Origin of the sequence: Paenibacillus anseongensis, from assembly GCF_009757995.1 — a bacterium.
Lineage (GTDB): Bacteria > Bacillota > Bacilli > Paenibacillales > NBRC-103111 > Paenibacillus_E > Paenibacillus_E chondroitinus.
In genome coordinates this window covers 394,574-418,881 of the sequence record NZ_WSEM01000034.1, presented here as the reverse complement: position 1 = coordinate 418,881, position 24,308 = coordinate 394,574, and the positions used below count along the sequence as shown (strand labels likewise).

At 39.8% G+C, this 24,308-nt stretch carries 28 protein-coding genes and 2 pseudogenes; 22 read left to right on the top strand and 8 right to left on the bottom strand.

Annotation, left to right across the window (positions count from 1 at the left end):
• Positions 1 to 34: 34 nt before the first annotated feature.
• From cydS to GON05_RS32900, 3 genes are read right to left on the bottom strand one after another with little or no spacing between them, the layout of a single operon-like run.
• Positions 35 to 127, bottom strand: a complete 93-nt coding sequence (cydS, locus tag GON05_RS40175) for a cytochrome bd oxidase small subunit CydS family protein (protein WP_476703899.1) — start codon at positions 125 to 127, stop codon at positions 35 to 37.
• 21 nt (positions 128 to 148) lie between these two features.
• Positions 149 to 1,177, bottom strand: coding sequence for a cytochrome d ubiquinol oxidase subunit II (locus tag GON05_RS32905; RefSeq protein ID WP_181646319.1), 1,029 nt, complete (start codon positions 1,175 to 1,177; stop codon positions 149 to 151).
• Positions 1,174 to 2,514: a cytochrome ubiquinol oxidase subunit I gene (locus GON05_RS32900; RefSeq protein ID WP_157325467.1), complete on the bottom strand. Its 1,341-nt coding sequence runs from the start codon at positions 2,512 to 2,514 to the stop codon at positions 1,174 to 1,176. Before GON05_RS32900 ends, GON05_RS32905 begins: the two co-directional genes overlap by 4 nt.
• A 283-nt stretch (positions 2,515 to 2,797) precedes the next feature.
• Between GON05_RS32900 and GON05_RS32895 the strand changes: the two genes are divergently transcribed.
• On the top strand, positions 2,798 to 3,172 hold the full coding sequence (locus tag GON05_RS32895) for a DUF2512 family protein (RefSeq protein WP_157325465.1): 375 nt from the start codon (positions 2,798 to 2,800) through the stop codon (positions 3,170 to 3,172).
• 80 nt (positions 3,173 to 3,252) lie between these two features.
• Here GON05_RS32895 and GON05_RS32890 read toward each other — a convergent pair whose 3' ends face one another.
• Positions 3,253 to 3,447: a YgaP family membrane protein gene (locus tag GON05_RS32890; RefSeq protein ID WP_145667258.1), complete on the bottom strand. Its 195-nt coding sequence runs from the start codon at positions 3,445 to 3,447 to the stop codon at positions 3,253 to 3,255.
• Positions 3,448 to 3,751: 304 nt separating this feature from the next.
• On the opposite strand from GON05_RS32890, the gene GON05_RS32885 reads away from it, so the two are divergent.
• The 10 genes from GON05_RS32885 (at position 3,752) to GON05_RS32840 (ending at position 9,209) form a co-directional block, all read left to right on the top strand.
• A complete protein-coding gene (locus GON05_RS32885; protein ID WP_157325463.1) occupies positions 3,752 to 4,531 on the top strand; it encodes a sulfite exporter TauE/SafE family protein in 780 nt (259 codons plus the stop codon).
• Positions 4,532 to 4,567: 36 nt separating this feature from the next.
• Positions 4,568 to 5,722 carry an MBL fold metallo-hydrolase gene (locus GON05_RS32880; protein WP_157325455.1) on the top strand — a complete coding sequence of 385 codons (1,155 nt, stop codon included), beginning with the start codon at positions 4,568 to 4,570 and terminating at the stop codon, positions 5,720 to 5,722.
• 18 nt (positions 5,723 to 5,740) lie between these two features.
• Positions 5,741 to 6,061 (top strand): rhodanese-like domain-containing protein, encoded by a 321-nt coding sequence (locus tag GON05_RS32875; RefSeq protein WP_181646318.1) that lies wholly within the window; start codon positions 5,741 to 5,743, stop codon positions 6,059 to 6,061.
• 36 nt (positions 6,062 to 6,097) lie between these two features.
• Positions 6,098 to 6,670: a sulfurtransferase TusA family protein gene (locus GON05_RS32870; RefSeq protein ID WP_157325446.1), complete on the top strand. Its 573-nt coding sequence runs from the start codon at positions 6,098 to 6,100 to the stop codon at positions 6,668 to 6,670.
• 31 nt (positions 6,671 to 6,701) lie between these two features.
• Positions 6,702 to 6,929 (top strand): sulfurtransferase TusA family protein, encoded by a 228-nt coding sequence (locus GON05_RS32865; protein WP_157325444.1) that lies wholly within the window; start codon positions 6,702 to 6,704, stop codon positions 6,927 to 6,929.
• Between the two features lie 29 nt (positions 6,930 to 6,958).
• Positions 6,959 to 7,441 carry a DsrE/DsrF/DrsH-like family protein gene (locus tag GON05_RS32860; RefSeq protein ID WP_157325442.1) on the top strand — a complete coding sequence of 161 codons (483 nt, stop codon included), beginning with the start codon at positions 6,959 to 6,961 and terminating at the stop codon, positions 7,439 to 7,441.
• 88 nt (positions 7,442 to 7,529) lie between these two features.
• Positions 7,530 to 7,790, top strand: coding sequence for a metal-sensitive transcriptional regulator (locus GON05_RS32855; protein ID WP_157325440.1), 261 nt, complete (start codon positions 7,530 to 7,532; stop codon positions 7,788 to 7,790).
• 24 nt (positions 7,791 to 7,814) lie between these two features.
• Entirely contained in the window at positions 7,815 to 8,201 is a 387-nt protein-coding gene (locus tag GON05_RS32850; RefSeq protein ID WP_157325433.1) for a rhodanese-like domain-containing protein, read from the top strand.
• A 138-nt stretch (positions 8,202 to 8,339) separates the two neighbouring features.
• The gene (locus tag GON05_RS32845; RefSeq protein ID WP_157325431.1) at positions 8,340 to 8,876 is read left to right on the top strand and encodes a cupin domain-containing protein; all 537 of its coding nucleotides are present in this window, start codon (positions 8,340 to 8,342) and stop codon (positions 8,874 to 8,876) included.
• 111 nt (positions 8,877 to 8,987) lie between these two features.
• Positions 8,988 to 9,209 (top strand): YidH family protein, encoded by a 222-nt coding sequence (locus tag GON05_RS32840; RefSeq protein ID WP_157325429.1) that lies wholly within the window; start codon positions 8,988 to 8,990, stop codon positions 9,207 to 9,209.
• A gap of 126 nt (positions 9,210 to 9,335) precedes the next feature.
• Here GON05_RS32840 and lgt read toward each other — a convergent pair whose 3' ends face one another.
• Positions 9,336 to 10,133, bottom strand: a complete 798-nt coding sequence (gene lgt, locus GON05_RS32835) for a prolipoprotein diacylglyceryl transferase (RefSeq protein WP_157325428.1) — start codon at positions 10,131 to 10,133, stop codon at positions 9,336 to 9,338.
• Between the two features lie 1,621 nt (positions 10,134 to 11,754).
• Here lgt and GON05_RS32830 point away from each other — a divergent pair.
• Both GON05_RS32830 and GON05_RS39515 read left to right on the top strand, forming a co-directional pair.
• Positions 11,755 to 11,985, top strand: a pseudogene (locus tag GON05_RS32830) (class I SAM-dependent methyltransferase); the annotation flags it as partial.
• 12 nt (positions 11,986 to 11,997) lie between these two features.
• On the top strand, positions 11,998 to 12,195 hold the full coding sequence (locus GON05_RS39515; RefSeq protein ID WP_246239674.1) for an MBL fold metallo-hydrolase: 198 nt from the start codon (positions 11,998 to 12,000) through the stop codon (positions 12,193 to 12,195).
• Between the two features lie 223 nt (positions 12,196 to 12,418).
• Here the strand turns inward: GON05_RS39515 and GON05_RS32820 are convergent.
• Positions 12,419 to 13,366: pseudogene (locus GON05_RS32820) on the bottom strand (IS110 family RNA-guided transposase); the annotation flags it as partial.
• 324 nt (positions 13,367 to 13,690) lie between these two features.
• On the opposite strand from GON05_RS32820, the gene GON05_RS32815 reads away from it, so the two are divergent.
• The 7 genes from GON05_RS32815 to GON05_RS32785 all read left to right on the top strand — a co-directional run bounded on the left by GON05_RS32815 (position 13,691) and on the right by GON05_RS32785 (position 20,565).
• Positions 13,691 to 14,233, top strand: coding sequence for a ribonuclease FAU-1 family protein (locus GON05_RS32815; RefSeq protein ID WP_157325424.1), 543 nt, complete (start codon positions 13,691 to 13,693; stop codon positions 14,231 to 14,233).
• 204 nt (positions 14,234 to 14,437) lie between these two features.
• Complete coding sequence (locus GON05_RS32810) at positions 14,438 to 15,478, top strand: alpha/beta hydrolase family protein (protein WP_157325422.1); 1,041 nt, start codon at positions 14,438 to 14,440, stop codon at positions 15,476 to 15,478.
• Between the two features lie 90 nt (positions 15,479 to 15,568).
• The gene (locus GON05_RS32805) at positions 15,569 to 15,976 is read left to right on the top strand and encodes a hypothetical protein (RefSeq protein WP_157325420.1); all 408 of its coding nucleotides are present in this window, start codon (positions 15,569 to 15,571) and stop codon (positions 15,974 to 15,976) included.
• A 272-nt stretch (positions 15,977 to 16,248) separates the two neighbouring features.
• Positions 16,249 to 17,154 carry a TniB family NTP-binding protein gene (locus GON05_RS32800; protein ID WP_157325419.1) on the top strand — a complete coding sequence of 302 codons (906 nt, stop codon included), beginning with the start codon at positions 16,249 to 16,251 and terminating at the stop codon, positions 17,152 to 17,154.
• Positions 17,155 to 17,646: 492 nt separating this feature from the next.
• Positions 17,647 to 18,192: a GerAB/ArcD/ProY family transporter gene (locus GON05_RS32795; RefSeq protein WP_157325417.1), complete on the top strand. Its 546-nt coding sequence runs from the start codon at positions 17,647 to 17,649 to the stop codon at positions 18,190 to 18,192.
• Positions 18,170 to 19,432 carry a spore germination protein gene (locus GON05_RS32790; protein WP_157325415.1) on the top strand — a complete coding sequence of 421 codons (1,263 nt, stop codon included), beginning with the start codon at positions 18,170 to 18,172 and terminating at the stop codon, positions 19,430 to 19,432. Before GON05_RS32795 ends, GON05_RS32790 begins: the two co-directional genes overlap by 23 nt.
• Positions 19,429 to 20,565 carry a Ger(x)C family spore germination protein gene (locus GON05_RS32785; protein WP_157325413.1) on the top strand — a complete coding sequence of 379 codons (1,137 nt, stop codon included), beginning with the start codon at positions 19,429 to 19,431 and terminating at the stop codon, positions 20,563 to 20,565. Before GON05_RS32790 ends, GON05_RS32785 begins: the two co-directional genes overlap by 4 nt.
• A 173-nt stretch (positions 20,566 to 20,738) precedes the next feature.
• Here GON05_RS32785 and GON05_RS32780 read toward each other — a convergent pair whose 3' ends face one another.
• Together GON05_RS32780 and GON05_RS32775 are read right to left on the bottom strand one after the other, a co-directional pair.
• Complete coding sequence (locus GON05_RS32780) at positions 20,739 to 21,590, bottom strand: aldo/keto reductase (RefSeq protein WP_157325411.1); 852 nt, start codon at positions 21,588 to 21,590, stop codon at positions 20,739 to 20,741.
• A 210-nt stretch (positions 21,591 to 21,800) separates the two neighbouring features.
• Positions 21,801 to 22,718 (bottom strand): AraC family transcriptional regulator, encoded by a 918-nt coding sequence (locus tag GON05_RS32775; protein WP_157325409.1) that lies wholly within the window; start codon positions 22,716 to 22,718, stop codon positions 21,801 to 21,803.
• Positions 22,719 to 22,927: 209 nt separating this feature from the next.
• Between GON05_RS32775 and GON05_RS32770 the strand changes: the two genes are divergently transcribed.
• Together GON05_RS32770 and GON05_RS32765 are read left to right on the top strand one after the other, a co-directional pair.
• Positions 22,928 to 23,257 carry a carboxymuconolactone decarboxylase family protein gene (locus GON05_RS32770; RefSeq protein ID WP_157325408.1) on the top strand — a complete coding sequence of 110 codons (330 nt, stop codon included), beginning with the start codon at positions 22,928 to 22,930 and terminating at the stop codon, positions 23,255 to 23,257.
• A gap of 38 nt (positions 23,258 to 23,295) precedes the next feature.
• Positions 23,296 to 24,297: an aldo/keto reductase gene (locus GON05_RS32765; protein ID WP_157325407.1), complete on the top strand. Its 1,002-nt coding sequence runs from the start codon at positions 23,296 to 23,298 to the stop codon at positions 24,295 to 24,297.
• Positions 24,298 to 24,308: the final 11 nt, after the last annotated feature.

The window sequence follows — 24,308 nt, the reverse complement described above, 5'->3', positions numbered from 1 at the left end:
ATACGATTGTGGAGGAGCATGCCATAGTCTTCTCTCATTCGTCACCTTTAACTCTTTCTTTACCCATCCTCCCCCAGCCAAAAACGACCGCAAGAGAGGCTATAACAATAATTGGAGGCAAAATCATAGTTAATAGGAATTCCAATATCTATTCTCCTTTCGGGTGCATCTGTCCCCGTACATATCTGATATTAAACAAAAACAATTTCATTAAAAGAAACAGTGAAGGAATTAGAAGCAATAGTCCGGTTATAAAAGCAATAATTAAGGCTACTGCCATGGACTGATTAGTAAAATGTTCATACATAGATAAGTAAGGGTAAAGTAGATAAGGTAAGTGAGATGCCCCATAACCGTAAAAAGCAAATGCAAATTGAACCATCACGCAAATAAAGGACAGCCCATAATTCTTTTTCTTCCAAACGAAATAAACAGCTGCCAGAAAGAAGAGAAACGAACATGCAAACATCCAGGATAACTCCGTGATATGCTGATAATGTTCAGGGTTATGCAAGTTAATCGAGTAAAATACGATTAAACTACAAATGATCGTCGGTGCGCTCCAAATTAATGCCCATTTCCGCACAATTTCAAGAGCTGGCAGATCATTTGCTTTGGCCGCGTAAAATGTTAAAAACATAGCAGAAATATAAAGGACACTAACAATCGCAAGTAAAACAACGGACCATGAGTAAAGACTGAGAAAGAGTCTGCTGTATTGAAATAAGATCTTACCATTCTGAATTTCAATAAAATCACCCTCTGAAATTGTCAGCACTGTTGATAATGAAGCAGGAATCAGAAGTCCAGTTGCACCATATAAGAATGCATAAATTTCTCGACTCTTTATGCCATATGTATTAAACGCATAGTAGGAACCACGTATAGCAAGAAGTATGATGGCTACGCTACCAGGAACTAATAAGGCTGTTCCATAGTAATAAGCGGTATCTGGGAAAAAGCCTACGATCCCGACAATAAAAAATATGAGAAAGACATTCGTTACCTCCCACACAGGAGATAAGTATCGTTTAATGATATTCTGTATCACGTGTTCCTTTCTTGTTCTGTAACTGTAGTAACTAAAAAATCCAGCCCCAAAATCAATAGATGCTACAATTAAATACCCGTACAGAAAAGTCCATAGGACTGTAATTCCCACCACTTCCAAATTCACTTGAGAGCACTCTCCTTATTTTGCAACATAAGCTCGTCTTCGGGCGTATTATTTTTAAACATTTTCACTAAAACACGTAAACATGAAATCCCCAAAATCACGTACAGGGCGAGGAACACGACAAAAAGTAAGCCAACATGTTCAGAAGTCGTAGCACCCTGCTGTGTCTTCATATACCCACGCAAAATCCAGGGCTGTCTGCCTACCTCGGCATATATCCATCCATATTCAATGGCAAACATAGCGAGTGGAGCTCCGATGACAATCGCGGCAAGGAGCAGTTTGTTGTAAGGATTCCCTTTTCGAAACCAAAAAGCAAGAATAAACAATAAAGGTATGCTGGTTAGATAACCACCAATGCCAACCATGGCATCAAAAGTGTAATGAATCCAAAGCGGAGGGATTTCATCCGCAGGAAAATCATTTAATCCCTTTACTTCGCTCTTAGGATTTCCATGAGCAAGCACACTTAATGCAAATGGGATTTTCCATCCATATTTAACTTCGTGTGTTTCGGTTAAAATACCACCTACAATTAAAGGTGCATGTGACATCGTTTCAAAATGCCATTCCCCAGCTGCCAGCTTTTCAGGCTGATATTTTGCCAGGTATTTACCAGACAAATCACCAATTAAGAAAGTGGCTATTGCAAAAACAAATGCTGCGAAAAGAGTCATGTTCAAAACTTTCTTATAGTAAATATGCCGTTTTCCCTTTAATAGGGCGTATGCCGCGCTCCCTGCAATAATAAAAGCAGACGTAAGATAAGCTGAAACCAATACATGGGAGACTTTAGTTGGACTTGCAGGAGTAAACATAGCCTTAAGAGGCTGCACGTTACCTATAATCCCATCAACAATCTCAAATCCTTGCGGAGCATTCATAAAGGAATTAACAAGGGTAATAAAAAGTGCAGAACATGACGCACCAATGACTACAGGAACAATAAATAAAAAATGAATTTTCGGTTTAAATCGATCCCATGTATACATATAAATACCAAGAAAAATGGCCTCGAAGAAAAAGGCGAATATTTCCATAAACATAGGTAAACCGATGGCTTGTCCAGCTATCCTCATAAAATTGGGCCACAAAAGATTAATTTGTAGGCCAAGAGCTGTTCCAGAAACAACCCCTACGGCTACTGTAATGACATATCCACGTGTCCACCTTCGTGCCATCAAGGTATAATGGAGGTCATTTCGACATATACCCATCCATTCCGCCAAGGCAATAAGAACAGGAATTCCGACTCCGATAGTTGCAAAAATAATATGAAATACAAAAGTCAAAGACATTAATGCACGACTGTAAATAACCGGATCATTAGCAAACATGAATACAACTCCTTTATACAATACCGGTAAACTTCTCCATCTTGACTAAAACAGATGGTGAGAAATTGATAATAGTAAGATAACTGCAATGACCAAGCATAGAATAATCAACTTTTTTTCCTGCCTTTGATAACGTTCCACGACAGTCCCCTTTCGAAACTCGAATGTTCTTTAGTATCATCAAACTCATAAGAAATATGTATTTATTACCAATCAATATTTCGGTAGCAAAAGGCAATACTAAGAAAGAGAAGTACATTATAGGTGAAAGAAGGCAAAGAAAATGCTGAGAATGCTTGGGAAAATGTTTTTGAAGTTACTACTAAATGGAGTTTTCATAATCCCCCTATTGATGTATTTAACGCAAGCCACTCTTACAGAGGCATTCTTTGCCACTTATACTTTTTCGCTAATGTCTTATATTGCAATTGATCAATTGTTTTTAAGAGTCACCAACAATGGGGTCGCTACTTTAGCAGATGTAGGGCTTGCCTTTGTTTTCTTTTGGTTGGTCGAGAAATTCTTCTTCCACTGGTCCATAAACTTTATGAATGTAGCGATAATTGCTTTGGTTTTTGGCATCATAGAGTTCTTTATGCACAGTTATTTTCAGAAGGATAGAGGCAGACTTGATCGACATAGTTTTAGTGATAACTAATTTTTCTAGGTCCTGTTAAAATAAAAAACAGAAGGAAAACTCAGTTTCTGAGCATTCCTTCTGTTTTTAACAATTTTGTTTCAAGTCTTACTATCAGCTTTGCAATTCGATATCCCCAAAACAGCATTCAGTGGACAATAACGAGTTGTTCCCGTAACAATAGGCGCTATTCCAATTAAGCCCCACCATTTTTTATAATATGTCCCTGCAACGACAATAGCCGATCCAATTGCTATTCTTAGAACTTGCTCCGTCTTCCCTACGTTACATTGCATAAAAGCACCTCCAAAGTATCTATAATGCCATGCTGTTACGTTACAGTAGACATTGAATATGATGCCCTTTCTCAGTCCAATAATGACGGAATTTGAGTTTGTAATTTCAGGGGGTTGACGCAAATAAAAATCTTTAATATAGTATCAATATACCCATACGGGTATACGTAAAACAAAAAAGGTGGTGTAAGAAGGAATTCTCCAAACTAAATAGGCAAAAGGAAGAGAATTTTTTTTGCTATTTTATATACCCCAATAGGTATATAGCGGGCGTAGTCTAATGAACACGGAAAGGCTGTGTTTTATGGATTTAGCATGGATCATAACTATTTTCACTATTGGATTTTTGGGCTCTTTTATTTCGGGAATGGTGGGAATCGGTGGTTCCATTATTAACTATCCGATGTTGTTATTTATACCTGCAGCATTAGGATTTGCAGTTTTCACCCCGCAGGAAGTTTCTGCAATCAGTGCAATTCAAGTGTTCTTCGCGAGCTTAATGGGGATGCTTGTGTTTCGAAAAGGGGGACTACTAAATAAATCCTTAGTACTTTACATGGGTGTTTCAATTATCATTGGCAGCTTTATGGGGAGCTTTGTATCCAACGCATTATCAAGTTCAGTGATCAATCTCGTTTATGCTATTTTGGCACTGATTGCTGCCGTTTTGATGTTTTTACCTAAGAGAGGAAAAGATGTCGAAGATGTAAGCAAAGTTACATTTAATAAACCACTAGCGGTTATTTTAGCTTTAATCATCGGGACGGTATCAGGGATCGTAGGCGCGGCGGGTGCTTTTATAACGGTACCAGTGATGCTGGTCGTTCTTAAGATCCCAACTAGAGTTGCTATCGCATCATCCTTAGCCATAACTTTCATATCTTCCATTGGCTCTACGACAGGAAAGCTACTAGGTGGACACATGCTTTTGGTTCCATCCATTGTGCTTGTCATTGCAAGTACGATTGCATCACCTATTGGTGCTAAGCTGAGTAAAAAAATCAACACAAAGATGCTTCAGTGGATTTTGGCTGTATTGATAACGGCAACTGTCATAAAAATTTGGTTCTCAATTTTCCTTTAAAATCATCCGACCTTTTACCTCTGGAGGGAACTATACATGAATGAAAAACAGATACAAGGAATGAATGTCGCTAATTTAGCTAGAAAGGTTTTGAACCATACACCCATTTTTATTTTAGATGTTCGGAATGAAAGTGACTTCAACGACTGGAAAATCGAAGGCGAGAAAGTTAGTATCCTCAACGCGCCATATTTTGAACTTCTGGATGGCGTAGATGAGATTCTTGAACAAATACCGGATGACCAAGAAGTTGTAGTGGTTTGCGCGAAGGAGGGGTCATCGAAGTTTGTAGCTGAACAGTTGGTCGAAAACGGAAAACAATCTATTTCTTATTTGATTGGCGGCATGAAGTCCTGGAGCGAGCATCTTGAGCCGGTGAAAATAGCCGATTTGAATGATGGAGGTACCCTGTATCAATTTGTACGGTTAGGCAAAGGATGTCTGTCTTATATGGTGATTTCTGATGGGGAAGCTGCTGTTATTGATGCGGTTCGGATGACCGAGGTATTTGAGGATTTTGCCAAAGAAAATCTGGCCGTCATCAAACATACCCTGGATACTCACCTTCATGCCGATCATATTTCAGGCGGCCGGCAATTAGCTGAGAAAACTGGAGGATCTTACTGGCTTCCGCCTAAGGATGCGACAGAGGTTGTGTTTCATTATGAAAAACTTGAAGAACACAGCCAGCTTGTCATTGGGAAAACAGAAATCAACATCCAGCCTATTTATTCCCCCGGCCATACGATAGGAAGCACATCACTTCTTATTGATAATCAATATTTGCTATCCGGAGATATTTTATTCGTGAAGTCAATTGGCCGCCCTGACTTGGCTGGGAAAGCAGAAGATTGGGTCGCTGACCTCAGAACGACATTGTATGAGCGGTATAAGCATCTATCTGACGATTTAATCGTGCTTCCTGCCCACTTTGGTACAATTGCTGAATTAAGTGACAAAGGGCAAGTAGCCGCACGTCTAGGTGATTTGTATAAAAAAAATCCTGGTCTGAACATACACGACGAATCCGCATTTAAACGCACCGTTTCGGAAAATCTGCCACCGCAACCGAATGCCTATCAAGAAATACGCCAAACGAACATGGGGAGAATCCGTCCGACAATGGAAGAACAGCGAGAGATGGAGATTGGACCAAACCGTTGTGCCGTTCATGATGACACAACAAAATAAATATTTGGAGGAAATCAAGTGTCTAATAAAACCTATAAAGAACTGCTGACACATGAAGTTTTAGAGCGAATCAAACAGAAAGAGAATGTAACCATCCTTGATGTTCGGGAGCACGACGAATGGGAATCCGGACATATATACGGCGCCAAACATATCCCTCTAGGCCAAATCGCTCGAGCGCTTAATGAAATAGAGCAAAAACAAGAAACAATCATTGTTTGCCGCAGCGGTAATCGAAGCGGAATAGCTTGTGATTATTTATCTTCTATGGGCTATCACGTTGTAAATATGTCTGGTGGCATGTCCCAATGGTCTGGCGAAGTGGTTTATGGAAAATAACCAAATTCAAATAAGAATAATGGAGGTCTATAACCTATGACAGCATTGCATGTAGATCGTACGCTGGAGTGTGAAGGACTTGCTTGTCCACTACCAGTGGTTCGTACCAAAAAGGCAATAGATGAGATGAATCATGGCGAAGTATTGGAAGTACGTGCGACGGATAAAGGCTCGGTGGCTGACCTAAAGGGCTGGGCAAGCCGCACAGGACACCAATACGTTGGGTTAAAGGAGGAAAACGGCATATATCGTCATTTCATCCGCAAAGCTGAAGCATCCGGAACCAAAGTGGACATAAAATTTCCTCATACCGCAACCAATGATGAGTTATTGGCTAGAATAAATGCTGGAGAAAAGCTCAATATCCTTGATGTCAGGGAACCGGCAGAATATGCTTTCGGACGTATTCCAGGGGCCATATCACTTCCTTTAGGTGAACTTGAAGAAAAGTTAATGCGGCTTGATCCAAACAATGACTATTACGTTGTATGCCGTACCGGAAACCGCAGTGATATGGCATGCCAAATGCTAACAGATCAAGGGTTTAAAAGTATTAAGAATGTAACGCCGGGTATGTCGCAATGGGGACATTTTATAGAAAAAGACTAATTGCATTTTTAATTCTAAGGAGGAGTTTAGAATGGTAGATTTGATTGTTGACGCGAAGGGGTTGGCATGTCCACTGCCGATTGTTAAAGCCAAAAAGGGGATCGATTCTTTGGAGCCAGGAAAGATCATGGAATTACAAACGACGGACAAAGGTTCGATGAAAGATTTTCAGGCCTGGGTCAATCAAACGAAACACGAACTCATTGATGTAAAAGAAGATAATGGGATTTTCACATTTACAGTGAAAAAAGGATCATGATCTAAGTACAATTGGAGGATGTGGGAAGCATGGGAGGCAACAAAGAGAAAACAACAATTGTTCTTTTTAGCGGAGAGCTAGATAAAACGATTGCCGCATTTATTATCGCAAATGGCGCTGCTGCCTATGATCATGAAGTTACGATTTTCATGACCTTTTGGGGACTGAACGTACTTCGTAAATATCAAAAAATCTCGGTGAAAAAGGGATTCCTGGAAAAAATTTTTGGAAAAATGATGCCACGTGGAGCTGAAAAACTTGGGATTTCCAAAATGAATTTCGCTGGAATGGGACCCAAAATGATTAAACATGTAATGAAAAAGCATAATGCTTTATCCCTACCACAATTAATTGAATTAGCTCAAGAACAAGGTGTTAAACTGGTTGCTTGTACGATGACTATGGACTTGCTCGGTTTGCAGCAGGAAGAGCTGCTGGATGGCATTGAATATGCGGGTGTTGCCGCATATTTGGGAGATGCTGCTGATGCTAAAGTAAATCTGTTTATTTAACTTTTTAGTTCTACAGCCTCCTTATTGTTTTCGGTGGTCACATCAGCAATAATATACCTATACAGGTATAAAGAAAGGATGGCAGAATATGAAATACGATGATAATGTAAAAAAGAGATTAAAACGTGTGGAAGGTCAAATCCGCGGTGTCTTAAAAATGATGGAGGAAGAACAGGATTGCAAGGATGTTGTAAGCCAAATTTCTGCTGTCAGAAGCGCCGCGGATAAAGCGATTGCCTACATTGTTGCAGTCAATTTGGAACAATGTATCCTAGAGGAAATGGAAGCTGGAAGAGATTCGAGCAAGATGGTCAAACAGGCCGTTGAATTGTTAGTTAAAAGCCGGTAATAGGATCAGGAAAGAGGTTAGCCTATGGATTATACATCCATTTTAAATATCGTGGCCTTCGTGTTTTTAGTCTGGTTTATTTATTTCAGGTTTGCAAGCTTAAAAGGTCTAAATAATCTATCGCCAGCTCAGTTTCAGGAAGAATTGAAGGGTAAGCTTAATTACGTTCTGATTGATGTACGTGAACCCGGCGAAGTAAAGCAAGGCTACATTCCAGGTGCGATCAATATACCGTTATCCAAGATGAAACAAAGAGTTGGCGAAATTCAAAAAAATAATCATGTATTTCTATATTGTCGGAGTGGCATGAGGAGCAAACAAGCAGCAAGAATTCTAAAAAAGAATGGTTTTAATAAACTATCTCATTTACAGGGCGGAATTATGTCATGGAAAGGGAAGTTAACTAAATAAATAAATAAATAAACATTAGCCCGGTGGGTTAATGTTTTTTATTTTACATAAGTTGGACTCTTGCCCATTTTTCACTCCATTTATTAGGCATAAGCATAAGATAAGAGATGACAATAAAATCAGTGGAGGTAAGTCATTATGTATCGAAATTCCTACCATTATTATCAATGGTATCATCCCGTGCGTTGGAATTGGAAAAACCCCGAATGGAGCTACACTTGGTATCCTCACTATCACAATCGGGACAGTACCAACTATAATGGAAACATGAATTTAACAGATTATGGACCAAGACCATTGGTAGTGAATATTGACCAAGCAACTAGGCAAAACAATACTTACCGTACAGCTTTATGGACGGGGGAACACTTTCAAGTGACCTTAATGAGTATTAATGTTGGAGAAGACATAGGCTTAGAAGTACATCCCTCAACAGATCAATTCATACGCATTGAAGCTGGTCAAGGATTTGTCCAAATGGGAGATAGTAAAGATAAATTGAATTTTCAACAAATGGCTTATGATAATTTTGCAATTATGATACCTGCTGGAAAATGGCACAACGTAACCAATACAGGTAATACACCACTTAAAATATACGTCATCTATGCTCCACCGGAGCATCCACATGGTACGGTTCATCAAACAAAAGCAAATGCGATGTCGTATAGTTAGGTGTAACAACAGCACATGATTCAAATGATAAATGTTATTCTGAAAGAAAAGCCTAACTTTGAGTTAGGCTTTAATGCTTTTTGGGCATAGTAAAATTAGAGGAGGATACAGATGGAAGCAGAAAGCTCTCGTGAATCAAAATTAGTACAACAGCATCTTGCGAATGAGCGAACGTTTCTCGCTTGGGTTAGAACAGGAATCGCTACTGTAGGTCTTGGCTTTTTGGCCTCTGGTGTAGTATTTCGAGCCACACAGTATTCCTATTATATTCATAAAATTGCTGCAATCGTAGGAATAGGAATTAGTTCAGTTTCCTTGGAATTCTGGTCATAGTTTTAGCTACATTGGACTATTTCTCCAAACAAAGAGGGATTAACAATGGAAGTTTTCGTTCGTCAAAAATAATCGTTGCTTTCATTTTTCTTTCACTAGTACTTATTGGTTTATTGTTGATTTTACTTATTGGTCTGATAATGAATCCTTTGGAGTAGCTTGCTTCCAATGAAGATAAAAACCAGCTAATATACATATTAAAATTATGCTTACAGAGGTCCATTGAGCAGTAGTCCATCCTAACATATATTTTGGTGTATCGCCTCTAAGCATTTCTAACAGGAATCTCCCAATATTGTATAGAACGTTTGTTATGAGGAATAAATATCCTCTCTTTAATCTTTTTTGTAAGAGCATCATTACTATTGCAAAAATAATGACATCCATTTGTCCTTCCCAAACTTCTGCTGGATATAAGGGTTGGTCCCCAAATGTTGTTCTCGCGTTAGTGCCTTCTGGGTATAGAATCCCCCAATTGCCTCCAGTTGGATCTCCGAAAGCGTCACCGTTCATAAGATTGGCATCTCTGCCAATACTTTGTCCAAGAATAAGACCTGGTGCACATAGATCTGCAAGTTCCCAGAAAGAGATTTTATGCTTTCTAACATACCATATTGCTACAAGTACGGCCCCAACAATTCCACCTTGAATAGATAATCCACCGTGCCAAATAGCTATAATTTCTCCTGGATTCTTGGAGTAATAACCCCAATCAAACAAAAAAACCTGCCAAAAACGAGAACCTAAAATAGCACCGATAAACATAGGTACGGCAAGATTTAATAAATGTTCAGCAAGTACATTCTTCTTCTGAAGTTTTGCCAGCGTTACAGTAACACCTATCCCTAATATACAGGCTAGCACAAATAGAATACTGTAAGAGCGAATCGGAAATGAACCAATATGACCTAGAAATTGAAGCAAATGAAATCCTCCTAATAGGGAAGAACCCTAATTTATTGAACTTCTAATACTATACCTTAAATTTATACCTAAATACCAAATTAGATCAGAAGGAGAAAGTTGTTGTTTTTGTATTTCTAGATAGCTAATTATGTCGTCCATAATTAATATAGCCACTTTAACTTTACGCATTAGTGGGATTTTCATGTCGCCATTAACGTATTAGAGGGATATTCTTGTCGCTAGAGGGTATAGATTCTTGTCATTGGACTGGTGTTACAACACAACAACCTGATATAGTATCTACACAAGGAGCTATGTGTTTTGAAACACCTACAGGTGAGATAACTCCACTAGTAACTTGTACAGGTAATGGCGGGGTTGCAAGACTCAACTATTTATATGGCGATAGCTCATTTAGTTGGAGTGCAGATCTTAGATTTAGTAATGTCTACTATTTTAGCGGGGTTATTACAATCACAAATGCTAGTACAGGTACCACCATAGTAGGCTCGATTCCTATTAATGGATGGAGTGAGGTTCAATAGATTGAGGGACGGAACTCCAACGGGGGTTCCGTTTTTATTTTTGTTATTACTTAGGGATTAAATTAAACGTCAGTTTCTTGTGGAAACACGAATAAGGCTACTGTTCGGCGCAAACTTCTTTTTTCTAAGGAATCTCTGAAACATTGGTGGAGCACGAAAGTCATAAATGAAGTGATGTAAAGCGTCTCGCCTAAACAATCGGTAGACGCTTTACTGAGTCAACAGAGAGAATACATCCACCATAAGATTGCCGACAAGAGCAAAATATTTACTTTTGGGCATTCTAACGAGATATGATAGTTCAATAGCCACGATAGTTGAATAACGACATGACGACAACCGTTACACGATCGGCTTTACTCAGGTCCTGAAAGCCAAATTACGGAATGTCACCGTATTATGACCGTGGTGCAGCTCAAAGAAACTCTAGCATGATGATTGGGGAGACAAGGGTTATTTTTATTTACCAATTAAAAGCCGTTTATGAGTTGTTTTCTAACACAGAAGTTGGCAAACCTTTATGTCTGCAGAGAACTAATATACATAAAACTTCGACCGGATCTACGTCAGGAGATTCACCTACTAACGTAATCTAGCATCCCGAATCAAAGTGTAGAATATATGGATAATCGGATTAGTCGGTATAGAATTACAGGCATGTATTTCTTCGCATCGAGGAACTTATGATTTAGTAAATTCAGTTAGAGGGAACGCGGAGTACTAGGAAACTCATACGCTCCCTGTGGAGCAGGGGAAAAGCTGGAGATCACATCAAATGCTTACCTATTGTTACCGATAGTTTAATCGTAAGAGGTGTAAAATGAAGAGTGGATTCCAGCACGGAACATAAGTGATAATGAAAAGATTTGGGCAGGGAGAAAAGTTGTTGGCATATTTGTGTCATTAATGTAGGGGAATTTGTGTCCGTTAGACAGAACAAAATGATGGGGGGGTGTCGGGGGACAAGAACTTGATCCCATTCCCGATTTTGACAAGAACTTGATTTCATTTCCGACAGATGGGTTCGAGAGTGAATGATATGGATATAGAAATACCTGGAAAGGATACCTATAATTGAACTAACGGTCGACGACATGGATAAGAGTGTTGTTCATGAAAAAAACAGCTTATTCTGGGATACAGAAGGAAATGATGTTTTAGGAGCAACCTCACTTCCTCTTTATGGAGCATTTGTCTCAGAAGAAAAATGTCAGCTTTTTGGCGATGTCTCAGGAAAAAAGATACTGGAAATAGGCTGTGAAAGCGGTCAATCTTTGCAATATCTGGGGGAACGCAAAGCATCTGAACTATGGGGTGTGGATATATGGAGCATCAACATGTTAAACCGGAATATTTCTTTTACTTGGTTTGGTTTTGGCGGATTTTGTATAAAAACTCCCGGAAATAAAGAAATACTTATTGATCCATGGATTAAAAACAATCCCTCCTGCCCTGAAACGATTAAAAACATTGAAAAAGTAGATTACATTTTATTCACACATGCACATCGAGATCATGCTGAAGATGCAGTTTGACTTGCGCAAAAGACAGGTGCCATAGTATTGGCAGGCTGGGAATTGGCATTTATTCTCCAGAAAAAAGGTGTCCAAAATGTTGTTGCGATAAATAAAGGTGGAACTCGAAAATTAGGAGACATTACGGTAACTGCTGTACATGCAGACCGTTCCTCGGCTTTCGTTGATGGTGATCAGATTCTCTATTGTGGGGAGCCAATGGGGTACGTAATTAAATTCGAAAATGGATACTCGGTCTATCAACGCTAGGGATACAAACGTATTGGTGATATAACCGATCAATTTCACCAACTTCGGAGATAATCGTTGCCGCGATTTTCTCACCGATACCGGGGATGGATTGGATAATCTCATATTCTTCAACTTCATTAGCGAGTGCATCTATTTGCTTTTCGAGGGTAGATAGATGCTCTTTATAATGCAGGAGCATGCTAATGTACATATTCATACTAAATAAGTGACTTTGATAGGTTGCTTTGCGAAATGGATTTCGAATTGCAGCTGCCATGAGCTTCTGAGCCTTTTCTCTAGCCCATTTTTCGGAACGTCTTGTACATAAAACCGCAATCTTCTCGGTTAATTTAAATTCACCGGTACTGAGAACGTCCTCGGACGTTGGAAAGGCTAACAAGGTTTGCAGAGACACCGCAGAGTACAAAGCCCCGTAAACGCCCCTAAACTCCGGAAATACCTGATCTAACACCGCTTGGAATTGAAGTTTAATCTGAACATGTCCCGTTACCGATTCATGCTGTCTTGTGAGATTGCGCAGATTTAGTAACTGCACACCTCTAGTCTTACGATGCTCGAAGTCCTCCTTGTAAAAGAATTCGCATAAGGCATAGGCATCAATGGCATCTGTTTTTACTTTACGTAAGCTCGAAGATTTTTTAGATTGATAAGACAGAATAGGGTTAACAACAATGTACAAGTAGTTCTGATCATCTAAGAACTGTGTGACTGGAGCATTGTAATGGCCCATAGCCTCTAGAATAACCATTGGTTTTTGTCCAGACGTGGATTCAAGATCCTTTAAAAGCTGATGGAAAAGCTGCAATCCCTCTCGTGTGTGAATGATCGTAAAGCTCTTGCCGTAGGGCTTTCCTTTATCCAAGAAGGCCTGGCCCTGACTTTCTCCTTTTGCAATATCCAGTCCAATTACTGGATTCATACTTCAATCCCTCCTAATACTGAATTTGCCGGCAGCCCCTAGTCCTTCTTGCAGTGTCATAGCTTCGCTTGTTATTCGAGATCGTTGTCTCAACCAGCCTCAAACATGTTTCTACAAGTAGGGGGTGAACAGTTTAGCTGACGGGATCACGGTCCCACGGGCAGTGACGTTCGACCCCGGCTACCGTTTACTAAACCTCTTAAATGCAAAGAGGTCAACCAGTAAATACTGGCTGACTTCATAATACGAAGGGCAGATTAGTTCCAATATGTGGTATTATTATTACAGTGAAAAGCGATATGAGCATTTGGGGGAGAGTTTATCTTGCTAAAAAGAAAATTCGGAGACCGATCAGATTGGAAACGTGTTTTAGTTAGGGAATATGCTCAGTCTTTTATTAATTCGGAATACTTTAATGGCTACGTAACTCTCATCCGTACTGTCAAAGTGTCAGCCCCACTTTACGCTGAATATAACGGAGTGAAAATTTGCGTTGTCGATGATGGATATTTATGGCTTCAGCAATTCCCATCAGATCATAATCACTCCGTGACAACAATGTTTGATTCAAAAGGTAATATCGTGCAGTGGTACATAGATATATGTCTCCAAAATGGTGTTAGTGAAAATAATGTGCCTTGGATGGAGGATTTGTTTCTGGATGTAATTGTACTACCATCTGGAGAGATTTTTAACAAGGATATTAATGAGCTGGAAGAAGCCTTTTTGAATGGAACTATTAATAAGAAAATGTATGATTTGGCTAGAGAAGAATCAGCAATCCTTAATGATTTAATTAAGCGCAATGAGTTTACTTTAATAAAACTTTCAAAAGAGCATAAAGAATTATTGCTCCAGATGATATAAAGAGCGATTTTTATTGTGCTATATGGGAACGTTAGCATGATAATCAGGGAGCAGATCGCCGTGGGCCGGCAGCTGTTCCTTTTTTATTTTGGTAGCTGTCAGTTATGCATAAAAAGTTGATCATAGTGCAATTTGTTTATGGTAATATTAGGAATATGCTGGCTTTTCTAAAACTTATATGGTTTGTGAAAAGGGGAGAATCCTGTGAACAAAGGGGTCAATGATAAATTATCAAATGCTCTAAAAAGTATCATGATAATGGTGCTTGTACTAACCATCATCATTGGGTGCACATCACAAGAGGCTGTGGTTGATAATGACCAGCCAGAAAAATCAGGACAAACTCCAAATAAACAGTCGGGATCGCCATCTGAGGAAGATGGAATTATTGTGTCTAAAGAATTGGTAGATGTAGCTGGCCAAAACCCGAAGATTAATATTTATAAAATATTTTATATAAGTGATGGAACAAAGGTAGAAGCATTTTTAAGTGAACCAAAAGAGTCAGGTAAGTACCCACTTCATGTAACACTACATGGTGGATGGGCTTATGAGAGACCTAATAAAACCCATGACTCTTTTGGGTTTCAGGCTGAGAGTCTGAAAAACGTTCCTGAAAATGTGGTCAGAATTGCACCGCAATATCGGGGTTATATGGGGAGCGACGGTTCTGTTCAAGGGCTCGCGGGGAACACTTTAGATACACGGAATGCGATCAAAGCCGCCATGTCATGGGGGAATGTATTGCCCGATTCCATATTTTTGACAGGCGCTTCCATGGGAGGTGGCGTGGCATTGCGAACTGCGTCGGAACGTAAGGACATCAAAGCTGTAGTTGCGGTTAGTCCTTTTGTCGGATGGGATACAATCATCCAATGGATGGATAATAATACCGATGGAGTCTGGCCTGATAATGTTCAAAAGGAAAGAAAACTAGCTAATGAATATAAAGACATTTTCAGCAAAAATCCCGGCAAGGAAAAAGAAAATTCATTGCTTGACCGAATCCCAGATATTCAGGCTCCTGTCCTTTTATTGCAGGGCACCGCAGATGAAAGTGTAGTATGGCAAACAGTTCAAGAATTCGCCAACCGCATGAAAGAAAGGAACAAGACCATAAAGTTGATCTTATATCCGAATGGTGGCCACGGCTTAAAAGATCAGTACCAAAGTGAAACTAGTAAAGAGATTGACAGTTGGTTAACCGAATATGGTTTATCTCAGATATCCAAAAACCCGCAATAGTTGGTACCATTGCAGATTAAACTAACTGGATACATTAGTTAATACCCTTATAATAAAATGGGAAATAAATCAATAAATTGGGGTTAAGTTATGATTAATTCTGCTGAAGAATTTGTTAGGCTAAGGCTTAGTGAAAGTATAGACGAATACCTGAAAGCTGCATGGGAGGATGCACTTTTTGAGGTTTGGTTAGAAGTGATTAGAAAATATCCTGACATGCGTGAATGGGTAGCACATAATAAAACAATTCCTGTTGGGATTATGGAAATTCTCGCCGACGATGCAAATGAAAGGGTTAGGTTTAATGTTGCTACAAAAAATCGACTGCCTGAGCACCTACAATTAAAACTGGCTAAAGATTTAGATTGCTCTGTTAGAAAACGCATTGTCTATAATAAAAAAGCGACATTTCAAGTACTGAGTCTATTACTAAACGATGAGGACGAGGACATACGAACTTTGGCAAAGAACAGAATTGATGAAGGACGATACAAGTAAGCATTACCCTAACAATCCTGTAGAGCTTAAGAAATGAGCTTTGTAAAAAAAGGAGCGCCTCTAAAATTTATTCAGGGTATGCTTGGGCATGAAAAAGCATCTACACACAGATTTATGCTCAGTTACGCGGAGAGCGTAGAAGAGAATTATATCGTCGTTATTTTTAAGTCTAATTCATGCTCATAGCGTAAAAGTTCGTAAATGACACCAGTTTAAAAGATTGATTTGTGGGAATACTTGAATGTAAGTATGATACTAAGGAGGGAAAAGTGTTGCTAGGTATATCAAGTGATTTCAGTAGTAATGATTATGGAAATACAATTACAAGGATAAAGAACACTGTAATTAAACATATCGAATTTAGGAAAGTGATTGACGCTATTTCTGAGTGCCATAATTCTTCAAAAATTGGATGTCCTAGTAATCTTTTATTGACCGGATCCTCTGGTACTGGAAAGTCAGCTCTCTTGTCTTTTTACAAAAATAAATATTTTGAGAAATATAATGGTGATTCAGTTTTTCCAATACTTTATTTGAAGTCACCACTTCAAGCAAAACCAAGGGAATTAGCAATTAGTCTATTAGAACAAATGGATGTTAATTATCGTAACAATCTCTCTTTATCATCAATGACAAACAAAGTTGTTGAGTCTATTAAACAACTTGCTATTGAATTGATTATACTCGATGATATTGAGCATCTTTTCGATGCTACTTCGCTAAAGATACATAGTGATTCCGTTGAATGGCTTAGAATGTTATTTGACAATTTACAGATTTCAGTTATACTATCGGGTTTAGAAATTTCTAATAGATTACTACTCCATAATGCAGCATTCGCGAGTAGGATTCTATCCAGGGTTACGTTGTCTCCATTAGATGAAGATGAGTATGCCTTATTTCTTCAAGCAATTGATTCTTACTTGCCGTTCTCAGAAAAATCATGGCTTACAGAACAAGCGATTGAAAAATTGTATCTTACTTCAGGCGGACTCCCAGGCTATACTAAAGAGATAATTATTAAAGCAACTAGATTGGCTTTTGATGAGGACCGACTTACAGAATGGAACATTATAAAAACTTGTAATTTGCTTAGTAGAAGTTCACAAATTTCTAAAAATATAGATTTTGTTATGTTTAACGATCAAAAGCTGCATACCCTGAAGAAGATCAAATAGAAAAACTTATTTAAAAGAATATAAAAAGTACTTAAACATTGACTTTATAAGTCATGGATAAGTACTTTTTTTTGTTTCTAGGGGGTCATGCGTTATACTTGGTGAGAAAAGTATTGTATGCATTTCATGCATAAATAATGTATAAGATCAACTGCGGTATTTCGCAATAATTATGAAAAATGCGCTTGTTTTTACACAATGATTATCTTTTTTTCTCAGTAAATATGAAATAATCCCTTGATAAATCGACTGTTTTTAATCCATTTTTCTCAGGAATTATGACACCGCACATTTTTTTTTTTTTTTTTGCTTTTGTTTGTTTTTTGTTTTTGTGTTTATTTTTATTTTTTAATTATTATTATTCGGAGAATTAGTTGTCCGATTAAAGAACACCTGAAAAGTTGCAACGAAAAATTAAGGGGATATTTCCCTGAAAATGGGTAAGTATATAAAAATCAAGCTCATTTCATCTCAGAGGGGGGGGATTCATGCATGATTCAAAAGAATTTGCCCTTTGCGCTCGTAATGATGACTTTAATGATGTCTGTCGGTCTAATGAATCACGTTCAAATGGTCCCTTTATTATTGGAAACGGTACAAAGGGACGCTTGGATCAGCGTTGTAATATTGACTGTACCCATCTGCTTATTCATGATTCCGATTTACTACATCTGTAAAAAAACGAGCGGACGTAACATTCAAGACTGGATCAAGATCAACTACGGCTTCATGCCGTCCCTTCTATTTCGAAGTTCATGGATCTTATATTTTATTTTTTTTGTCTTCGTCGCGGTTAAAGATATGGTCATGTGGACGCATGTCTCCTATTTACCACATACCCCCGTGTTTGTTATTGCTTTATTCTTATGTGGTTTATCCGCGATTGTCAGCGTTTTTGGTGTACGCATGATTATGATTGCATGCGGCATTTTTTTGCCGACCGTATCTTTGCTCGGTTTCTACATTTCCTTTGCGAACATTCCGAATAAGGATTACTCCAGTATCTTTCCAGTCCTTGAAAACGGAGTCCTATTCTGAAAGGGCTGATTTATGTAGGAGGCGGATTGTCGGAGTTGGTCATCATCATATTTCTAAATCAGCAAGCTTCAAAAAAATCATTATTTTATTATGTTTTACTTGCTCTTCTGTTAGCCTTCTGGAAATCGCCGATGCTCCGAAACGCAATCCTGAGGAATCTGCATCAGAGGTCTCAGTAAAAGGACCGCGCGACGGTTTTACCGAAGACTTGACAACCAACGTCGCTTTGGTTCGACGCAGAATTAAATCAACTACATTGTGTGTTGAATATTTCACTGTAGGCAGAAGAAGTCAAACCAAGGTGGCATTATTGTATGTAAATGATATTGCAGATTCCGATTTGATCCAAAAAGCCAAAGAACGTCTTTGTAAAATTGATGTCGATGTGCTGCATAATAGCAGCCAATTGGAGGTCATGCTTGCTGATAGTTCGATTTCTTTGTTTCCGTTAATCGATTACATCGGGCGTCCAGATTATGTGAGTGAAAGCTTAATGGTCGGTCGGTTTGTTTTTTTAGCTGATGGCTCCCCTAACGCCATTATTGCTCCAGTCACGTTTACCGAGATTCTCAAAACACCGGAGGATCTCTATTTACCTTTTCAATTTGTTACCCTTGAAAGACTCCTTAGAATATTTGGATTTATTATAGGTACACTATTGCCGGGCTTCTGGATCGCATTATCCGCCTTCAATATCGACCAGATCCCTTTCTCCCTGGTGGCTTCAGCAAAAATAAACAGGACTGGTCTTCCTATGCCGTCCACGCTCGAAGCTTTTCTAGTGGTTAGTATTTTTGAAGTGTTCCGGGAAGCAGGTATTCGTTTGCCCAAATCGGTCGGTCAGACCGTTGCCGTTGTCGGTGGGCTAATCATTGGTGACATGTCTGTAAAAGCAGGTCTTACCTCCCCAATCATGATCGTGATCGTATCGATATCTACCGTTGCATCATTTATGCTAATCAACCAAAATTTAAATGGGACTGCGACCATTTTTAGATTTTATGTTCTTCTCATGTCCTGCTTTTTTGGCATATTTGGGTTTATCCTTTCCGTTATCTGCATTGTCTTTTATATGTCCGGCTTGGAATCCTTCGGCATCCCTTACTTGACTCCAATGTCTCCACCGCTTTGGAAGGAATTGATACCTGCTTTAGTGAGAAAACCACTATCTCAAATGAAACAGAGACCAGGTTCTCTGCAACCAAAAGATGCCACCCGTCAAGGAGATGACGCTTCTTGAACTTCGGACGTATCGTTGTGTTGATTCTAAGCTGCAGTCTGTTCCTCACCGGTTGTTGGGATCGAAGAGAGCTTCAAGATACCGTATTCGTAGCTGCAATTGGCGTTGATTATAAAGACGGACAATACCTCATATCTTCCCAACTTATTAATTTCGGTAACGTTGCCAAGCGTGGGGCGGGAAAAAATGCTGGAGAGAGCACATGGATAGGTACAGCAACCGGTAGTAACCCGTTTGTCGCTTTTCAAAATTTAAATCAAATGACATCCCAGCAGCAATTATATTTAGGACAGGTGACAGCTCTTGTCTTAACCAGCCGCGCGCTTGAGCAAGATGTAGAGGACATCTTAGAAGCGTTATACCGCTATCGGGAGCTTCGTTATACTGCCTGGTTATTTGGGACCGAAGAGCCCATCACACCATTGTTTGGTTCAGATGCTCTACTTGGGCTCTCGCCTGAGCTGACCGTCATCCACAATCCTAGGCCCGCTGCCGCCAAAGTAGCACGAACTCGGCCAGTTTCTGTGAGGCAATTCCTTAAGGCCTATAGAGAGCCCGCAGAAACGGCATTTATTCCCTCTCTATCGTTACATAACAATTGGGAGACAAAAGAAAAACCGATGCCTGTAGCCTATATCGATGGACTCTATGCTTTTTATCAAAAAAAGTATAAAAAGAAATTTCTGCTTTCCGATGTCGAAGGAATTCGTTGGATGTACAAACCTTCAGACGAGGTCCTACTGCAGGTAAAAGGACAGCAATTCCAAGCGACGTGTATGGTGAGAAGTAGTCGCCGGAGCGTAAAGTGGACTTATGCGAAAGATCAGCTTCAATATACTCTGGACTTAAAAATAAAAGCTAGTATGGAAATGGGGAATGGTCAATTCTCCAAAGAAGAACTGAGGGCTGCCGTGGACAAAACGATACGCAATGAAATTATGGAAACCTTTCAACTGGGTAAAAAATCAAACACCGACTTGCTGAATTTGGAGAAGGAATTGTATAAGTATGAACTTCAACAATGGCGTGAAATTTACCGTTCACCAGACGTCAAACCTGCATTGAAAGTGAATATTCATTTGTTTCTAGAGCATTCAGGGACTTATAAGGCTGACCAATATGGTGAATCATAGAGTTCCAAAATCTTTAAAGGAATTATTGCTCAAGTTTAGAGTCGATAAATTAGCAGAACCCGCAACCATAAATAGTTGCGGGTTCGCTAGAGAAAAGTATTGTAGGTATATATGTGTCATAAGAAGTCTAGTGACATGAAAGTAACTACATACATGCTAACGAATAGTGATTGTTAAATTTCGAGTTTGCGGGTACCAAGCCATTTCACCTTTTCAGGATCCCGATGTGAGAAGAACAGGCTCTGTTTCGTATCTAACGTAGTAATGGACTCCATATCTTCTTGGTTTAATTTAAAATCAAAGATGTTGAAGTTTTCAATAATTCTTTCTTTACGGACAGACTTTGGAATCACAACGACTTCTCTTTGTGTCAACCAACGTAAAACGACCTGAGCAACGGACTTATTATATTTTTCAGCTATATTTACCAGAACCTCGTTCTGGAACAAGTTATTTTTTCCTTCAGCAAAAGGCGCCCAAGATTCGATCTGAACGTGATTCTCTTTCATGAATTTTGCATTTTCGATTTGTTGGTTGAAAGGATGTGTTTCAACTTGGTTTACTGCAGGAATGACTTCATTATGAATGATTAGATCGATCAGACGATCTTCATGGAAGTTACTAACGCCAATTGCACGAACCTTTCCTTCACGATGCAATTCTTCCATAGCCCGCCAAGAACCATGCACATCGCCGAATGGCTGATGAATTAAATACAAATCTAAATAATCCAATTGTAATCTTTCCAACGATTTTTCAAATGCCTTTTTTGTACGCTCATAACCAGTATCCTGAACCCAAAGTTTCGTAGTAATAAATAATTCCTCTCTTGCTACGCCACTCCGTTTAATCCCTCTGCCAACGGCTTCCTCATTTAGATAAGAGGCAGCTGTATCAATCAGCCGATAACCTGCCATAATAGCGTCATAAACGCTTTGTTCACATTCATTTTGATCCGCAATCTGGAAAACACCAAAACCGAGTATAGGCATCTCAACACCATTGTTCAAAGTTACTTTTTGCATATAAAGTCCTCCAGTTTAATTATGATTATGTGCAAGTCAACCCGATCGTATCCATAACAACTACTGTTTTCACATTCTTATTATGCATTAAATGATACAGAGATCGTTATCCTAATCGTCTCTAATGTTTGCCTAAACCTCTCGCTACCATATGAGCAACACATTAAAGAGGAGCAGTCGCCTAAGCTACTGCTCCCTGTTTTTCTTGCTTTACGCGTTGACGAGTTGGTCGTAGCCAGCCTTCAAGCGCTTTATATCTTCTCTAGGTGGATAACCAAACATACGAGAATATTCACGGCTAAACTGCGATGCACTCTCATAGCCGACTCGGAAAGCTACATCGGCGGCATCCGTTGATTCGGACAGTAACAGGCGCCGGGCTTCCTGTAATCTCAGCTGTTTTTGAAATTGAAGTGGACTCATGGCAGTTACTTCTTTGAAGTGCCTGTGGAATGTAGAAGTTCCCATATTGGCTAATTCCGCAAGCTCCTCGATTCGTAAAGGCTTATCCATATTATTGATAATTTGATCGATAGCCTCCCGGATTCGGTAGGTGCTACTACCTTCCATTGCGATTTGGGCCAGAGTAGTACCATACTGCCCTTGAAGAAGTCTGTATAAAATTTCTTTCGTGTAGTAGGGAGCCAAAAACGGAATGTCTTTCGGTTTGTCTAGTAAACGAGACAATCTCATGATCGCATCCAATATGGAAAACTCGATTTCGCCGACAAACATCGCACGTTCTGTACTTTCTTGCTGGTCGATTTGAATGTTTCCTTCATTTAATATCTCTAATATTTGGTTCTGCGTAAATTCCAGTTTTAAGCTAAGATATGGTTCATCGGGAGAAGCTTTTATGACGTGACCGATTACTGGCAAGTTCATAGAGGAAACCAGATAGTCAGCAGGACCATACTCAAATCGCTCCTGAGAAAGTAGTACGTCTTTAAAACCTTGAGCGATGAAACAAAAGCAAGGTTTGTAAACTCTGTAAACAGGCTGAGACACTTGCGAGGCGCGTACAATAAATAAAGATGGAATCCCCGTCTCGTAAACACCGTCTTGACCCGCATGTCGTTCAATCAGTTCAGCAAGTTCATTCTGTAGGTTATCAATTTGTCCTGACATATTGTCCTCCTTACGAGTTGACCTTTGATGATTTCATTATAGTATAACAATCTTCAATTGCGAAGTAGTGACGAGAGGATTAGGCAATTATGTGAGACGAATGGGATAACGATCACTTTTAAAAGTGTAGCATAATAAGTATGTGCTTAAATTTACAGGACAAGGTTAAACAACCATTATCATAAAAAGTATGAAAGGGAGCGATTAAAATGTCAGATTCCAAAGAACTTACTATTGCCCAGAAGGCGATCGGAGATTTCGCACCTAAGTTGGTTGAACTAACTGACGAAGTATTATTTGGAGATGTATGGAAGCGAGAGGGACTTTCTCCGCGTGACCGCAGTTTGATTACCGTAGCGAGCCTAATCACTGGCGGAAATACGCAACAGCTGAAAAACCATTTAAATTTAGCCAAACAAAACGGTCTGTCGGAAGAAGAGCTAATCGAAACCATGACCCATCTTGCCTTCTATGCAGGTTGGCCGAAAGCAATGTCAGCGATTATGTTTGCAAAAGATGTATTTACATCCGAAAAATAATTAACTATCCGCCATACCCATTATAACGAGGTGATCAAATGGAGATTCGTTCATTAGGAAATACGGGATTAAAGGTAACCAGTTTGTGCGTTGGAACAATGACCTTTGGCAACCAAGCGGACAAAAAGGCTTCGTTCGAAATTTTGGATAAAGCCTATGAGGCTGGTGTGAACTTCATTGACACGGCCGATGTGTACCCGATTGGAAGGCAATCTCATGTCGTCGCCGGTGCAACCGAGTCGATCATCGGGGAGTGGCTGCAAGGTAAACGAGACAAACTGGTGCTTGCGACAAAGTGTTTTGGCGCGATGGGACCTGGTCCCAACGAAAAGGGCTTGAGCAGGAAGCATATCCTCACAGCGGTTGAGGACAGTTTGCGCCGTTTAAAGACAGACTATCTCGACCTTTACCAAGCGCACCAATTCGACAAAGATACGCCCATGGAAGAAACAATGCGCGCGTTAGACGACCTTGTCCAACAAGGAAAGGTCCGTTACATCGGAATCTCGAACTGGCGGGCCTGGCAGGTCGCAAAAGCAAACGGCATTGCGGAGCGGAAAAATTATGCCAGGATTGTAAGCGTTCAGCCGCGGTACAATCTATTGTTTCGGATGATTGAGGACGATTTGGTTCCTATGGCACTGGATGATGGGATCGGCATTATTACTTACAACCCACTCGCTGGCGGTATGTTGTCGGGCCGGTATGGAAAGAACGCTCTTATCGAAGAAGGGACCCGGTTCGGACTCGGGAACAATTCGGGGGTCTTTTACCAAGAACGATACTGGAAAGAAGCTACGCTTGAGGCAGTTGATCGGTATCGGATCTGGTGTGAAGAGCAGGATTTGAATCCTGTGACGACAGCCGTAAAATGGGTAACGCAGCAGCCGGGTATTACCTCCGCCATTATTGGTGCTAGTCGTCCTGAACAATTGGATGCGAGCTTGCAAGCCCGTGACATGAATGCCTTGAACGAACAGCAGGTAGCATGGCTCGATGGGCTGTGGTTCTCACTGCCCCGCCGTCGCGAATTTAGTTAGTGAAGGGTAGC

Bases quoted from the DNA above. Each gene is read 5' to 3' on its own strand.
- GON05_RS32860 (WP_157325442.1), top strand. From the start codon at position 6,959: ATGGGAGGCAACAAAGAGAAAACAACAATTGTTCTTTTTAGCGGAGAG.
- GON05_RS32765 (WP_157325407.1), top strand. From the start codon at position 23,296: ATGGAGATTCGTTCATTAGGAAATACGGGATTAAAGGTAACCAGTTTG.
- GON05_RS32865 (WP_157325444.1), top strand. From the start codon at position 6,702: ATGGTAGATTTGATTGTTGACGCGAAGGGGTTGGCATGTCCACTGCCG.
- GON05_RS32885 (WP_157325463.1), top strand. From the start codon at position 3,752: ATGGATTTAGCATGGATCATAACTATTTTCACTATTGGATTTTTGGGC.
- GON05_RS32775 (WP_157325409.1), bottom strand. From the start codon at position 22,718: ATGTCAGGACAAATTGATAACCTACAGAATGAACTTGCTGAACTGATT.
- GON05_RS32770 (WP_157325408.1), top strand. From the start codon at position 22,928: ATGTCAGATTCCAAAGAACTTACTATTGCCCAGAAGGCGATCGGAGAT.
- GON05_RS32855 (WP_157325440.1), top strand. From the start codon at position 7,530: ATGAAATACGATGATAATGTAAAAAAGAGATTAAAACGTGTGGAAGGT.
- GON05_RS32840 (WP_157325429.1), top strand. From the start codon at position 8,988: ATGGAAGCAGAAAGCTCTCGTGAATCAAAATTAGTACAACAGCATCTT.
- cydS (WP_476703899.1), bottom strand. From the start codon at position 127: ATGATTTTGCCTCCAATTATTGTTATAGCCTCTCTTGCGGTCGTTTTT.
- GON05_RS32795 (WP_157325417.1), top strand. From the start codon at position 17,647: ATGATTCAAAAGAATTTGCCCTTTGCGCTCGTAATGATGACTTTAATG.
- GON05_RS32850 (WP_157325433.1), top strand. From the start codon at position 7,815: ATGGATTATACATCCATTTTAAATATCGTGGCCTTCGTGTTTTTAGTC.
- GON05_RS32900 (WP_157325467.1), bottom strand. From the start codon at position 2,514: ATGTTTGCTAATGATCCGGTTATTTACAGTCGTGCATTAATGTCTTTG.
- GON05_RS32880 (WP_157325455.1), top strand. From the start codon at position 4,568: ATGAATGAAAAACAGATACAAGGAATGAATGTCGCTAATTTAGCTAGA.
- GON05_RS32780 (WP_157325411.1), bottom strand. From the start codon at position 21,590: ATGCAAAAAGTAACTTTGAACAATGGTGTTGAGATGCCTATACTCGGT.
- GON05_RS32870 (WP_157325446.1), top strand. From the start codon at position 6,098: ATGACAGCATTGCATGTAGATCGTACGCTGGAGTGTGAAGGACTTGCT.
- GON05_RS32805 (WP_157325420.1), top strand. From the start codon at position 15,569: ATGATTAATTCTGCTGAAGAATTTGTTAGGCTAAGGCTTAGTGAAAGT.
- GON05_RS32890 (WP_145667258.1), bottom strand. From the start codon at position 3,447: ATGCAATGTAACGTAGGGAAGACGGAGCAAGTTCTAAGAATAGCAATT.
- GON05_RS32895 (WP_157325465.1), top strand. From the start codon at position 2,798: ATGCTGAGAATGCTTGGGAAAATGTTTTTGAAGTTACTACTAAATGGA.
- GON05_RS32845 (WP_157325431.1), top strand. From the start codon at position 8,340: ATGTATCGAAATTCCTACCATTATTATCAATGGTATCATCCCGTGCGT.
- GON05_RS39515 (WP_246239674.1), top strand. From the start codon at position 11,998: ATGTTAAACCGGAATATTTCTTTTACTTGGTTTGGTTTTGGCGGATTT.